This window comes from Saccharopolyspora sp. NPDC050389 (assembly GCF_040655595.1).
Lineage (GTDB): Bacteria > Actinomycetota > Actinomycetes > Mycobacteriales > Pseudonocardiaceae > Saccharopolyspora.
In genome coordinates this window covers 34,882-47,107 of sequence record NZ_JBFAKG010000035.1, presented here as the reverse complement: position 1 = coordinate 47,107, position 12,226 = coordinate 34,882, and the positions used below count along the sequence as shown (strand labels likewise).

The window sequence follows — 12,226 nt, the reverse complement described above, 5'->3', positions numbered from 1 at the left end:
CGGTGGCTGTCTGCATGCTTTTGCGCGGCGCCGACGTCAACCGCGAGGCCTCGCCGAAACCGCTGGCAAGTCCCGGTTCTGCGGTCTTTCGGTGCACCGAGGCCGGTTGATTCGATACCGTCAGCAAGCTCCGCCCCCGAGTGTTGAAGCGAGGAGTCCGTCCAGCCATGTCCGCGCCCTTCCCCCAGTCGCCGCCGCCGGCCACCCCGGGACGCTCCGGCGTTTCGCTCGGTCTCAACGAGATCCTGGCCCTGGTGGCGGCAGGCGCCGGTCTGATCGGCTACCTGATCGGTTTCTTCGACGGGGTCGCCGGCGTGACGATCGGCAGCCTCGTCGGGTTCTCCCTGATCGTCTCCGCGGCGCTGGCGGGCCTGCGGTTCGTGCCGAAGACGCCGGACGCGCTGTTCGCGGCCGCGCCGCTGTCCGCCTACGCGACCCTCAGCCTGCTGCAGGATCTGGTCGGCGGTGGCTCCGGCGGGATCGTCGTGGTGCTTCTGCTCCTGGCGATTGCGCAGTTGGGTGCCGTGGTCGGCATCCTGCTGATCGAGGGCGGCATCATCAACGCGCCCTCGAAGCTCGCGCAGCCGCCGAAGCCGCCCTTCGGCCAGCCCGCCCCGTTCCAGCCGGGCAAGCCCGGCGGCCCCGCCGGTCCCGGTGGGCCTGGAGGCCCGGGCGGCCCTGGACGCCCGGCCGGTTCCGGCGGCCCTGGCGGCCCTGGTGGTCCTGGTGGTCCTGGTGGGCCTGGTGGGCCTGGAGGCCCGGGCGCGCCGGCTTGGAATCAGCCCGGTCAGCCCGGCCAGTTCGGTCAGCCGGGTGGCGGCTGGAGCCCGGCGTCCAGCCCGCAGCCCCAGCAGTCCGGCAGCTGGGAGCCCGCCTCCGGCGGCTTCCAGGCCTCGAACCAGCCGGGCCAGCCCGAGCCGTCGGGTCAGCCGCCGCAGCCCGGCCAGTCCGCGCCGCAGTCGAGCTCGTCCGGTCAGCCGAGCCAGTCGGGACAGCCAGGATCGTCCGGCCAGCCGAGCCAGTCTGCTCAGTCGGGTCAGCCCGGCCAGTCGGGTCAGCCCGGCCAGAGTGCCGGTCCGCAAGGCACCCAGCAGATGCCGCACCCGGGCGCCAACCCGCCCGGCTTCTGATCAGTTCGACTTGAAAACGCGCGCGCGGCTCTGCCGCCCGCGCGTTTTCTCTTTCCCGGCTCCCGGCTCCCGGCTCCCGGCTCCCGGCTCCCGGCTCCCGGCTCGCGATCGCCGTGGCCGGCACGGCCAGCTGTGGGGAGAAGCGAAAGCAAGCTCAGCGGCCTCGTTGCGGGATCCGTTCGAAGAATGCCGGAGAACTAGGACGTGATCCGACCTACATGCTCTCTAGTGTTGGTCTCGTTCGAAACGAGACGAGGAGAAGCACGATGGGTTTCGAGTTCCCCGCAGCACGACCGGTTCCAGAGGGCTACGGCACCGTGACCCCGTGGATCATCGCGCGCGACAGCGCAGCGCTGATCGACTTCTTGAAGGGAGCCTTCGACGCCGAAGAACTTGCTCGGGTGGTGATGCCCGGCGGTTCGATCGGGCACGCCGAGGTCCGGATCGGCGACTCGGTCGTGATGATGTTCGACTCCCGTCCGGAATGGCCGGAAACCCCGGCGTTCCTGCGCCTGTACGTTCCGGACTGCGATGCCACGTTCCGGCAGGCGGTGGCCGCCGGAGCCACCCCGGTGACCGAGGTGACGTACCTGTCCTTCGGCGATCGGGTGGGCCGGGTCCGCGACCCGTTCGGCAACCTCTGGTGGCTGCAGACCCGGGTCGAAGACCTTCCCGTCGAGGAGCTGGCCCGGCGCGCCGAACTGCCGGAGTTCGTCAAGGCGATGGAGTACGTCGCGGGTGCCGAGGTCGTCGAAGCCCGGTAGGGCGCTCGCGAGGCGACGTCAATGTCCAATGTGGACAAATATTGTCGCTCGATGGGCGGAAGCGACGGCGTGTTGTGACCCGTTCGGCGTAACTTCGATGCGACATTCAGCGGCGTGTCAGTGCTCGACTCGATCCCCCACGCCATCGCCGACGGTCCCCGCGAACGCCGGCACGGGATCCGCTGGTGGCTGCTCGCCGTGGCCGTCGGCGCCGTCCTGCTCATCGGCTACCTGGTCGCCGCGGGACTGATCGCGCTGGTGATGGCCACCGCCGGCAGCGCCGAGTTCGACCCGGTCGTGGTCCTGGTGGCAGCCCTGCCCGGTTGGCTCGCGCTGCACCAGACCGCGCTGAAGATCATGGACGCGCCGCTGAGCGTCCTGCCGCTGCTGCCGACCGCGCTGGTGATGCTGTTGATCGCCGTCGCATCCGCCTGGGTCGCGCGGCGGTCGCGGCTGCGCCGCCCAGACCAGGCGTGGCCGTTGATCGCGGCGATGGGGCTGGTGCACGCCTTCGTCGGCACCGCCATCGCAGTGGTGCTGGACGGGCCGGTGAGCGCGGTCCCGGTGGATGCGTTCCTGAGCTGCGGGCTGGTCGCCACGATCGCCTCGACGGCGGGCGTGGCGAATCGGTGCGGGCTGATCTACCTGGTTTGGGAACGGGTCGAAGCCGAGGTCTGGTCGGGCCTGCGCCTCGGCCTGCTTGCGCTGGCCGCGCTCGTCGCGGCCGGTGGAGTGGTGCTGCTGGCTGGGATCTGCCTGTCGGCTCCGGAGATGGTCGCCGCGCTGGCTCGGCTCGGGAACACGGCTGGCGACGCGATCGGCGCCACGCTGCTGTCGCTGCTCTACCTCCCGAATGCGGTCATGGCGGGCTGGTCCTTCGCCACCGGAACCGGTCTGGCGGTCGGTCGGCTCGAGGTTCAGCCACTGCACGTCGTGCCCGGTCCGGTGCCGGACCTGCCGCTCCTCTCCGTCCTGCCGACGCATGATTCGGCGGCCTGGTGGGCGATCGTGTTGGCGCTGCCACTGGTCGTCGGCCTCCTCGTCGGGAGCGCCGCCCGCCGGGTGCCCGGCTCCTTGGCGCGCAGGCTGCTCGCGGTCGGCGTGGCGGCAGCGGTTGCGGCGATGGGAACGCTGCTGCTCGCGCACGTAGCCGGGGGCGATCTGGGCAATGGCCCATTCGGCCAGGTGACGCTGCAGCCGGTCGCGCTGGCCGCGGCGACGTTGTGCTGGGTCGCCATCCCGGCCGCCGCCGTCACGTGGCTCGCCGGGCCGGACCTCGATGACGAGTTCGGCGCCGATCCGGCGGAGACCGGAGACGTGGCCGATTCGACCGCGGCGAACGACGACGCCGACTCCGCGGATGAGACGACGGACGACGCAGGCCACGATCCGGCCGAAGCCGCCGCATCGGACACCTCCGACGACGCCGAAACCGGCACTGACAACACCGCCGGTCTCGACGGCGATCGAGCGGACGACCCGGCGAGCGATAACGCGTCCGAAGCCGAGGCAGCCGACGCGGACGCCTTGGAACCGGACGACCTCGCACCGAAGATTCCGCACGCCCGCAAGGCCGCTGAGTCGGAACCGCCCCGGAACAAGCACGCCGAGATCGACCCCACCGAGTTCGACGGTGACCTCTCCTGGGACGACCGCAGGTGAGGGCTGCGCCACTCGCCCGGCCCCTGGCGGCGTCGGCACCGCAATCAGCGCTTACGCTGCTTCGGGAGATCGTGCCGAGGCATGTCAGGAGCGAACGCTGAATCCGAGTACGCCCGACCAGCCGAGCGCCGCCGAGCACTCGAAGTCAACCCGGTTCGCCACCACCGGCCCTGCACGGGTCGTCGTGTTGGTATCCGGCTCCGGAACCCTGCTGCAAGCCTTGCTCGACGCGACCAGTTCGCCGGACTTCCCGGTGCAGGTGGTCGCGGTGGGCGCCGATCGCGACGGCATCGAGGGACTGGCCCGCGCCGAGCGCGCCGGGGTGCCGACCTTCGTGCGCCGGATCAAGGACCACGCCGACCGCGCCGAGTGGGACCAGGCGCTGACCGAGGCCTGTGCCGAGCACGAGCCGGACCTGGTGGTCTCCGCCGGTTTCATGAAGCTCGTCGGCACCGATTTCCTGGCCCGCTTCGCCGGCCGGTACCTCAACAGCCACCCGGCGCTGCTCCCGTCGTTCCCCGGCATGCACGGGGTGCGGGATGCGCTGGAGTATGGAGTTCGGGTCACCGGCTGCACGTTGTTCGTGGTGGATGCCGGCGTGGACACCGGGCCGATCCTCGCGCAGGAGGCCGTCGAGGTGCGGCCCGACGACGACGAGGCGAGCCTCCACGAGCGGATCAAGGCCGTCGAGCGGCGGCTGCTGGTCGACACCCTGGAACAGCTGGCACTGCACGGTTGGACCGTGCAGGGACGGAAGGTGAGTATCCCGTGACCGCGAACTCGCAGGAGCGGCGCGCTGTTCGCCGCGCGCTGATCGGCGTGTCGGACAAGTCGGGCCTGCTGGAGCTGGCCACCGGGCTGCACGGCGCCGGCGTGGAGATCGTGTCCACCGGCGGTACGGCCCGCACGATCGCCGCCGCGGGCGTGCCCGTCACCCCGGTCGAGGAGCTCACCGGGTTCCCGGAGGCGCTCGACGGCCGGGTCAAGACCCTGCACCCGCGGGTGCACGCCGGGCTGCTCGCCGACCTGCGCCGCCAGGAGCACGCCGACCAGCTGCGCGACCTGGACATCGCGCCGTTCGACCTGCTGATCGTGAACTTGTACCCGTTCGTGCAGACGGTGGCCTCGGGCGCCGCGCCGGACGAGGTGATCGAGCAGATCGACATCGGCGGGCCGGCGATGGTCCGGGCGTCCGCCAAGAACCACGCGAACGTCGCCGTCGTGGTCGACCCCAGCCGCTACGAGTGGGTGCTCGAGCAGATCCGCGAGGGCGGCTTCACGCTGGCCGACCGGGTCGAGCTGGCCGCGGCCGCGTTCCGGCACACCGCGTCGTACGACGTCGCGGTGGCGTCCTGGATGAGCAAGGTGCCGACCGGTGACGACTCGGTGTTCCCCGGCTGGATCGGGGAGACCTGGGAGCGGCGCTCCGCGCTGCGCTACGGCGAGAACCCGCACCAGCCCGCCGCGCTGTACGTCTCCGGCGGCGAAGCGACCGGGCTGGCGGCCGCGGCGCAGTTGCACGGCAAGGAGATGTCGTACAACAACTACGTCGACGCCGACTCGGCCTGGCGCGCTGCGCACGACCACAGCGAGCCGTGCGTGGCGATCATCAAGCACGCCAACCCGTGCGGCATCGCGGTGGCCGACGACATCGCCGCGGCGCACCGCAAGGCGCACGAGTGCGACTCGGTGAGCGCGTACGGCGGCGTCATCGCGACGAACCGCGAGGTGTCGGTGGCGATGGCCGAGCAGGTCGCCGGGATCTTCACCGAGGTGATCGTGGCGCCGGGCTACGCCGACGGCGCCGTGGACGTGCTGAGCAAGAAGAAGAACATCCGGATCCTGACCGCGCAGCCGCCCAAGAGCGGCCGGATCGAGATGCGGGCGATCTCCGGCGGCATGCTGGTGCAGGGCTCCGACGCGATCGACGCCGAGGGCGACGACCCGGCGAACTGGACGCTGGCGGCCGGTTCGCCGGTGGACGAGGCGACGCTGGCGGACCTGAAGTTCGCGTGGCGCGCCTGCCGCGCGGTGAAGTCCAACGCGATCCTGCTGGCCGACGACGGGGCGACCGTCGGCGTCGGCATGGGCCAGGTGAACCGGGTCGACTCGGCGCGCCTCGCGGTGTCGCGGGCGGGCGACCGGGCGAAGGGCTCGGTGGCCGCCTCGGACGCGTTCTTCCCGTTCGCGGACGGCCCGCAGGTGTTGCTGGACGCCGGTGTGCGCGCGATCGTGCAGCCCGGCGGTTCGGTCCGGGACGCGGAGACCATCGCGGCGGCGGAGGCGGCCGGCGTGCCGATGTACTTCACCGGGACGCGCCACTTCGCGCACTGATTCCGGTGCACTGTGGACGGTGCGGTCGACTTCGGTCGGCCGCACCGTTTTCGTTTCGGCGGGTTCCCCTGCCGGGCGGTGATCGGTGCGCGTTTCGTCCGTGCTCATGGTTCCTTGCCTCCTCGGGCTGCGTGCCGCAGCCGTCGGCGCAAGGCCGGTGGCTGGTGGCTACGACGGGCGGTGTCGGTTGCCGTTCGCGGGCTCGCCGTGGGCTGGCCCGCCTGCTCGGACGGCCGCCGGAACTGCTCGGACGGCGGCTGCCTCGCGAGGTGGAAACGCGGTCATGAGTCAAGTTGTAGCGGACATTTCCGCCAAGATCAGATGATCGAACAAATGTTCACCCGATCTAGTCGGAGGCCTTGACGCGGGTCGCTGTGCAGGGTTTACTTGACTTTGTTCGAACTGAGGTTCGAGATAACGGAAGTGGCCGGTGTCGGGGTCGGCTACTCCGATGGAACCGGCGCTGTGTCAGGTGCAGGCGCAGCGCCGGCTCCACCGCTGCCTTCCCCGCAGCGGCTGAATGGGTGCCCGCGCCGGGGTCGGGCACCCATTGCGGTCACGATGTGGGGAGGCGGCGATGTCCGCGATGGCGTCCTTGACGGCGCTGGGCGCGTCCACGGCTGACGGGGTGTCTGTGGGCGTGCAGGCCGTCGAGGCCGGCGGCATTCCGGGAGCGGGCCGGGTGCTGCCCACGCGGACGGAGCTCGCCGCCGTGCTGCCATGGCCAGGTTTGCGTCGTGGCAGCACGGTGGCGGTGCACGGATCGGTCTCGCTGCTGTTCGCGCTGCTGTCCGAGGCGACGGCGAACGGGTCGTGGGCGGCGGTGGTGGGGCTGTCCGGAATCAGCTTGGTGGCGGCGGCCGAAGCCGGTGTGGAGCTCGCCAGGCTCGCGGTGGTGCCGCGGCCGGGCGGAGACCCGGTAGGCGTGATCGCCGCGCTGCTCGACGGGGTCGACCTGGTGGTGGTGGGCGGTACCCGGCAGGTGACCGATTCGGATGCCCGGCGGCTGTCGGCGCGGGCGCGCAACCGCGGTTCGGTGCTGCTGCCGTTCGGCCCGTGGTCAGGTGCCGAGGTGCAGCTGCGCTGCGTCGGTGCCGACTGGGGACTCGGACAGGGCCATGGCTACCTGCGGGAACGTGCCGTCACGGTGCGAGCGGGAGGGCGCGGCGCGGCATCCAGGCCACGTTCGTGCCGACTGCTGCTCCCGGCGCGCGACGGGGCGATCGGGGTGCCCGCGGACGAGCAGGGCGAGAGCATCCGGCCGCAGCTGCACCCGGTGGCGGGGTGAGAACGGTGCCTCCTCGTCGACTCGTCATCTGGTGTCCGGACTGGCCGGTGGTCGCCGCCGCTCGCGCGGCCGAACTCGGGCCGCTGGTGCCCGCCGCGGTGTTCGCGGCCAACCGGGTGGTGGCCTGTTCCGAAACGGCCCGCGGCAGCGGGGTGCGTCGCGGGATGCGCCGCCGCGAGGCGCAGGGCCGATGCCCGGAACTGGTTGTGTGCGAACACGATCCGGCCCGGGATGCGCGGTTGTTCGAGCCGGTGGTGGCGGCGGTCGAGGAGTTGATGCCGGGGGTGGAGGTCGTGCGCCCGGGTCTGGTGGCGGTCCCGGCGCGGGGCCCGGCCAGGTACTTCGGTTCGGAGGAGGCCGTTGCCGAGCGCGTGCTGGACCAGCTGGACGCGCAGGTCGGCGTCGAGTGCCAGATCGGCGTCGCGGACGGGCTGTTCGCGGCCGTCCTGGCGGCCCGGCGCAACGAGCTCGTGGCACCCGGCCGCAGCCGGGAGTTCCTCGCTCCGCTGCTGATCGAGGAGATCGACCAGCTCACCGACCGGCTTCCCGGGCCGCGCGCCGCCGATCAGGCGGAGCTGGTGGATCTGTTGCGGCGCCTGGGGATTCGCACGCTGGGCGAGTTCGCGGCGCTGTCCCCGTCCGACGTGTCCACCCGGTTCGGCCGGGCCGCGCTGCTGGTGCACCGCGCGGCCGGCGGCCGGGAAGAGCGGCCGGTCCAGCGGCGGCAGCCGCCGCCGGACCTGGTGGTGGCGGAGGAGCTCGATCCGCCGGTGGACCGGGTGGACAAGGCCGCGTTCGCGGCCAAGATCCTGGCGGACCAGCTGCACGCCAGGCTGGGCGAACTCGGGCTGGCCTGCACCAGGCTGGGGATTTCGGCCCGCACCGAGCACGGCGAGGAGCTGCACCGGGTCTGGCGGTGCGCGGAGCCGCTGACGCCGGCGGCCACTGCGGACCGGGTGCGCTGGCAGCTCGACGGCTGGCTGCACGGGCGCAGTGGTCGGCAGCGCCCGACGGCCGGGGTGAGCGTGCTGAGCCTGCGGCCGGAAGAGGTGGTCGGGGCGGGCGGCCTGCAGCTCGACTTGCTCAACTCCGCGACCGGGGAGGCGGATGCCCGCGCCGGGCGCGCGTTCGCGCGGGTGCAGGGTTTGCTCGGCCCGGAGGCGGTCCTGACCGGGGTGCTCGGCGGCGGCCGGGACCTGCGCGATCAGGTGCGGTTCGTGCCGTGGGGCGACGAACGCCGTCCCGCGCTGCCCGCCGACCGGCCGTGGCCGGGGCGCATTCCCTCGCCGTCGCCGTCGGTGGTGCCGGATTCGCCGTGGCCTGCGGCGGTTTTCGACGACGAGGGCCGCCCGGTGGGCGTCACCGACCGGCATCGGCTCACCGCCGCGCCGTGCCGCGTGGAGGTGTCGGGCGGGCGGTCGCGAGCGGTGTCCGGTTGGGCCGGGCCGTGGCCGGTGGTCGAGCGCTGGTGGGCGGAGCTGCTGGCGGCCGGAGTCGGCCAGACGGCGCCGGCGGCGCAGGTGCCGTCGCGGGCGGTGGTGCGGGTCCAGGTCGTGCTCGAACCGGAGGCGGACCCGGCCGGGGACGGCGACGCCGAGGCGGGCGAGGTGGCGCTGTTGCTGGTGCACGAAGGGGGCCGGTGGTGGGTGCAGGGTGCCTATCGATAGCGGCGAACACTCGTTCGAGTGGAGTCGGGCTTATTCGATGGCAACGGTGATTCGAACAGGAGTTCACTGGATTTCATGAGTTGGTTCAACCCGCACCAGACCTGGTCGGACCTGGAGAAAGCGCTCTCCGGCCGACTGCCTCCGGCCGACGGATCCGGCCCGCGCGACGAGAGGCATCCCGGCGACGGGAACGACAGCCCGGCGTGGACCCGGCGACGCGCCAGGTACGAGGCGGACACCGCTCCCGCGGTGCCGACGGTGCCCTACGCGGAGCTGCACGCGCACTCCAACTTCAGCTTCCTCGACGGCGCGAGTCATCCCGAGGAGCTGGCGGCGGAGGCGGCTCGGCTCGGGCTGGAGGCGATCGCGCTGACCGACCACGACGGGCTGTACGGGGTGGTCCGCTTCGCCGAGGCCGCGGCCGAGCACGGGGTGCGCACGGTGTTCGGCGCCGAGCTGAGCCTGGGGCTTTCGGCGCCGCAGAACGGGATCGCCGACCCCGAAGGCCGCCACCTGCTGGTGCTGGCCCGCGATCCGGCCGGCTACGCGAGCCTGTGCCGGGCGATCAGCGAGGCGCACTTGGAGGGCAAGGAGAAGGGCCGTCCGGTGTACGACCTGGAGAAGCTCGCGGAAGCGGCGGCGGGGCACTGGCAGGTGCTCACCGGGTGCCGCAAGGGTGCCGTCCCGGCGGCGCTCGCCGAGAGCGGCCCGGCGGCGGCCGCCGCTGAGCTGGATCGGCTGATCGCGCTGTTCGGGCGGGACCACGTCACGGTGGAGCTGACCGATCACGGGCTGCCCGCCGACTCGGAGCGCAACGACGCCCTGGCAGGGCTCGCCGACCGAGCGGGAGTGTCCACAGTGGCCGCCACCGGCGCGCACCTCGCCCGACCGGAACGTGCTCGGTTGGCCGCGGCGGTGGCGGCGATTCGAGCTCGCCGCAGCCTGGACGACATGGACGGCTGGCTGCCCGGCTGGGCGGGCAACTACCTGCGTTCCGGCGCGGAGCTGGCCGATATGTTCGCCCGTTACCCGGGGGCCGTGCAGCGGGCCGCCGAGCTCGGCCGGGAGTTCGCCTTCAATCTGAAGCTGGTCGCCCCGAAGCTGCCGCCGTTCGACGTGCCGAATGGCCGCACCGAGGCGAGCTGGCTGCGCGAACTCGTCTTCCGCAGCGCGCTCGACCGGTACGGCCTGCCGCAGGACAATCCCGCGGCCTACCGGCAGATCGAGCACGAGCTGGCGTTGATCGAGCAGATGGAGTTCCCCGGCTACTTCCTGGTGGTGTCCGACATCGTCGAGTTCTGCCGGGAGCAGCGGATCCTGTGCCAGGGGAGGGGTTCGGCGGCGAACTCGGCGGTGTGCTTCGCGCTGCGGATAACCAACGCCGATCCGGTCCGCTACCAGCTGCTCTTCGAACGCTTCCTGGCCCCGGAGCGGGACGGGCCGCCGGACATCGACCTGGACATCGAGTCGGATCGCCGCGAGGAGGTGATCCAGTACGTCTACCGCAAGTACGGCCGGATGCACGCCGCGCAGGTCGCGAACGTGATCAGCTACCGACCGCGCTCGGCGGTGCGGGACGTCGCGCGGGCCCTCGGCTACTCGCCCGGCCAGCAGGACGCCTGGAGCAAGGAGATCGAGCGCTGGGGGCCGTTGCCGGAGGACTCCGAGATCCCCGAACCGGTGCGGGAACTGGCCGACGAGCTGCTGGGTTTCCCACGGCATCTGGGCATCCACTCCGGTGGGATGGTGATCTGCCACCGGCCGGTCGGCGAGGTCTGCCCGGTGGAGTGGGCGAGGATGCCCGGCCGCACGGTCCTGCAGTGGGACAAGGACGACTGCGCGGAGGTCGGCCTGGTCAAGTTCGACCTGCTGGGGCTCGGCATGCTCTCGGCGCTGCACTACGCGATCGACATGACCCTCGAACACCACGGGATCGCGGTCGACATCGGCGAGCTCGACCTGAACGACGACGCGGTGTACGAGATGTTGCGGCGGGCCGACGCGGTCGGGGTGTTCCAGGTGGAGAGCCGCGCGCAGCTGGCCACGTTGCCGAGGTTGAAGCCGCGGGAGTTCTACGACCTCGTGGTGGAGGTGGCGCTGATCCGGCCGGGCCCGATCCAGGGCGGTTCGGTGCATCCGTACATCCGGCGCCGGAACGGGTTGGAGGACTGGGACTTTGAGCATCCGTCGATGGCCGGCGCCTTGAAGAAGACCCTCGGCGTTCCACTGTTCCAGGAGCAGCTGATGCAGTTGGCGGTCGACGTCGCGGGGTTCTCCGCGGCCGAGGCGGACCAGCTGCGGCGGGCGATGGGGGCCAAGCGTTCCGAGGAGCGCATGGAACGGCTTCGGGGTCGGTTGTTCGAGGGAATGGCAGCGAAGGGCATTTCTGGAGAGCTGGCCGAGCGGATCTACCACCGGATGCTGGCTTTCGCGAACTACGGCTTCCCGGAGAGCCATGCCCTGAGCTTCGCGCTGTTGGTGTTCGCCAGCGCGTGGTTCAAGCACTACTACCCGGCGGTGTTCTGCGCCGCGCTGCTCAAGGCGCAGCCGATGGGCTTCTACTCGCCGCAGTCGTTGGTCGCCGACGCCCGCCGGCATGGAGTGCGGGTGCGCGGGCCGGATGTCAACGCGAGCCGCGCCCAGGCCGATCTGGAGCCGGACGCCGACAGCGAGGGCAAGCGAGCGGTGCGCCTTGGGTTGGCTTCCGTGCGCAAGCTCGGCGAGAGTGCCGCCGAGCGATTAGTCATGGAGCGCGCGGAGAACGGCCCGTACGTCGACATGGCCGATGTGGCGCGCCGAACGCAGCTGACTGCTGCGCAGATGGAGGCGTTGGCGACGGCCGGCGCGTTCGACTGCTTCGGCCTGTCCCGGCGGGAGGCGTTGTGGAATGCCGCCGCCGCTGCAGGTGATCGGCCGGATCGGTTGCCGGGCACCACCGCGTCGGCCGCCGCACCGGCGCTGCCGGGAATGGACGGCGTGGAGATGGCTGCCGCGGACGTTTGGGCCACCGGGGTGTCGCCGGACAGCTTCCCACTGCAGTTCGTCCGATCCAGATTGGACGAACTGGGCGCGCTCCCGGCGGAGCGACTGTCCGAAGTGGAGCACGGTGCCCGGGTGCTGGTGGGTGGCGCGGTGACCCATCGGCAGCGACCGGCCACGGCGGGCGGCATCACGTTCCTGAACCTGGAGGACGAGACCGGCATGGTCAACGTCATGTGTTCACCGGGTTTGTGGGCGCGCTACCGGAAAGTCGGGCGTACCAGCGCCGCTTTGCTGGTGCGCGGAATCGTCGAACGAGCGGAAGGAGTGATCAATTTGAGAGCTGACCGGCTGCAGAAACTGGAAGTGCGCATCCCCTCGACCTCGCGCGACTTCCACTAG

The 12,226-nt window shown here is 71.7% G+C and carries 8 protein-coding genes; all 8 read left to right on the top strand.

Translation table 11 applies throughout. The features are described from left to right. Window positions 1-167 precede the first annotated feature (167 nt). Complete coding sequence (locus AB0I53_RS23200; protein WP_358606471.1) at window positions 168-1,130, top strand: DUF5336 domain-containing protein; 963 nt, start codon at window positions 168-170, stop codon at window positions 1,128-1,130. A 266-nt stretch (window positions 1,131-1,396) separates the two neighbouring features. Further along, window positions 1,397-1,894, top strand: coding sequence for a VOC family protein (locus AB0I53_RS23195; protein WP_358606468.1), 498 nt, complete (start codon window positions 1,397-1,399; stop codon window positions 1,892-1,894). Between the two features lie 114 nt (window positions 1,895-2,008). Continuing rightward, window positions 2,009-3,556, top strand: a complete 1,548-nt coding sequence (locus tag AB0I53_RS23190; RefSeq protein ID WP_358606465.1) for a DUF6350 family protein — start codon at window positions 2,009-2,011, stop codon at window positions 3,554-3,556. A gap of 184 nt (window positions 3,557-3,740) precedes the next feature. Continuing rightward, window positions 3,741-4,328, top strand: a complete 588-nt coding sequence (purN, locus tag AB0I53_RS23185; RefSeq protein WP_358606463.1) for a phosphoribosylglycinamide formyltransferase — start codon at window positions 3,741-3,743, stop codon at window positions 4,326-4,328. Then, window positions 4,325-5,890 carry a bifunctional phosphoribosylaminoimidazolecarboxamide formyltransferase/IMP cyclohydrolase gene (purH, locus tag AB0I53_RS23180; protein ID WP_358606460.1) on the top strand — a complete coding sequence of 522 codons (1,566 nt, stop codon included), beginning with the start codon at window positions 4,325-4,327 and terminating at the stop codon, window positions 5,888-5,890. Before purN ends, purH begins: the two co-directional genes overlap by 4 nt. 577 nt (window positions 5,891-6,467) lie before the next feature. Then, window positions 6,468-7,178 carry a hypothetical protein gene (locus AB0I53_RS23175; RefSeq protein ID WP_358606457.1) on the top strand — a complete coding sequence of 237 codons (711 nt, stop codon included), beginning with the start codon at window positions 6,468-6,470 and terminating at the stop codon, window positions 7,176-7,178. After that, window positions 7,175-8,845 carry a DNA polymerase Y family protein gene (locus AB0I53_RS23170; RefSeq protein WP_358606454.1) on the top strand — a complete coding sequence of 557 codons (1,671 nt, stop codon included), beginning with the start codon at window positions 7,175-7,177 and terminating at the stop codon, window positions 8,843-8,845. The genes AB0I53_RS23175 and AB0I53_RS23170 overlap by 4 nt, the downstream gene beginning before the upstream one ends. 75 nt (window positions 8,846-8,920) lie before the next feature. Then, complete coding sequence (locus tag AB0I53_RS23165) at window positions 8,921-12,226, top strand: error-prone DNA polymerase (RefSeq protein ID WP_358606451.1); 3,306 nt, start codon at window positions 8,921-8,923, stop codon at window positions 12,224-12,226.

What these genes read in the sequence shown, in the direction of transcription:
- AB0I53_RS23200 (WP_358606471.1), top strand. Translation starts at nt 168, where the DNA reads ATGTCCGCGCCCTTCCCCCAGTCGCCGCCGCCGGCCACCCCGGGACGC.
- AB0I53_RS23195 (WP_358606468.1), top strand. Translation starts at nt 1,397, where the DNA reads ATGGGTTTCGAGTTCCCCGCAGCACGACCGGTTCCAGAGGGCTACGGC.
- AB0I53_RS23175 (WP_358606457.1), top strand. Translation starts at nt 6,468, where the DNA reads ATGTCCGCGATGGCGTCCTTGACGGCGCTGGGCGCGTCCACGGCTGAC.
- AB0I53_RS23165 (WP_358606451.1), top strand. Translation starts at nt 8,921, where the DNA reads ATGAGTTGGTTCAACCCGCACCAGACCTGGTCGGACCTGGAGAAAGCG.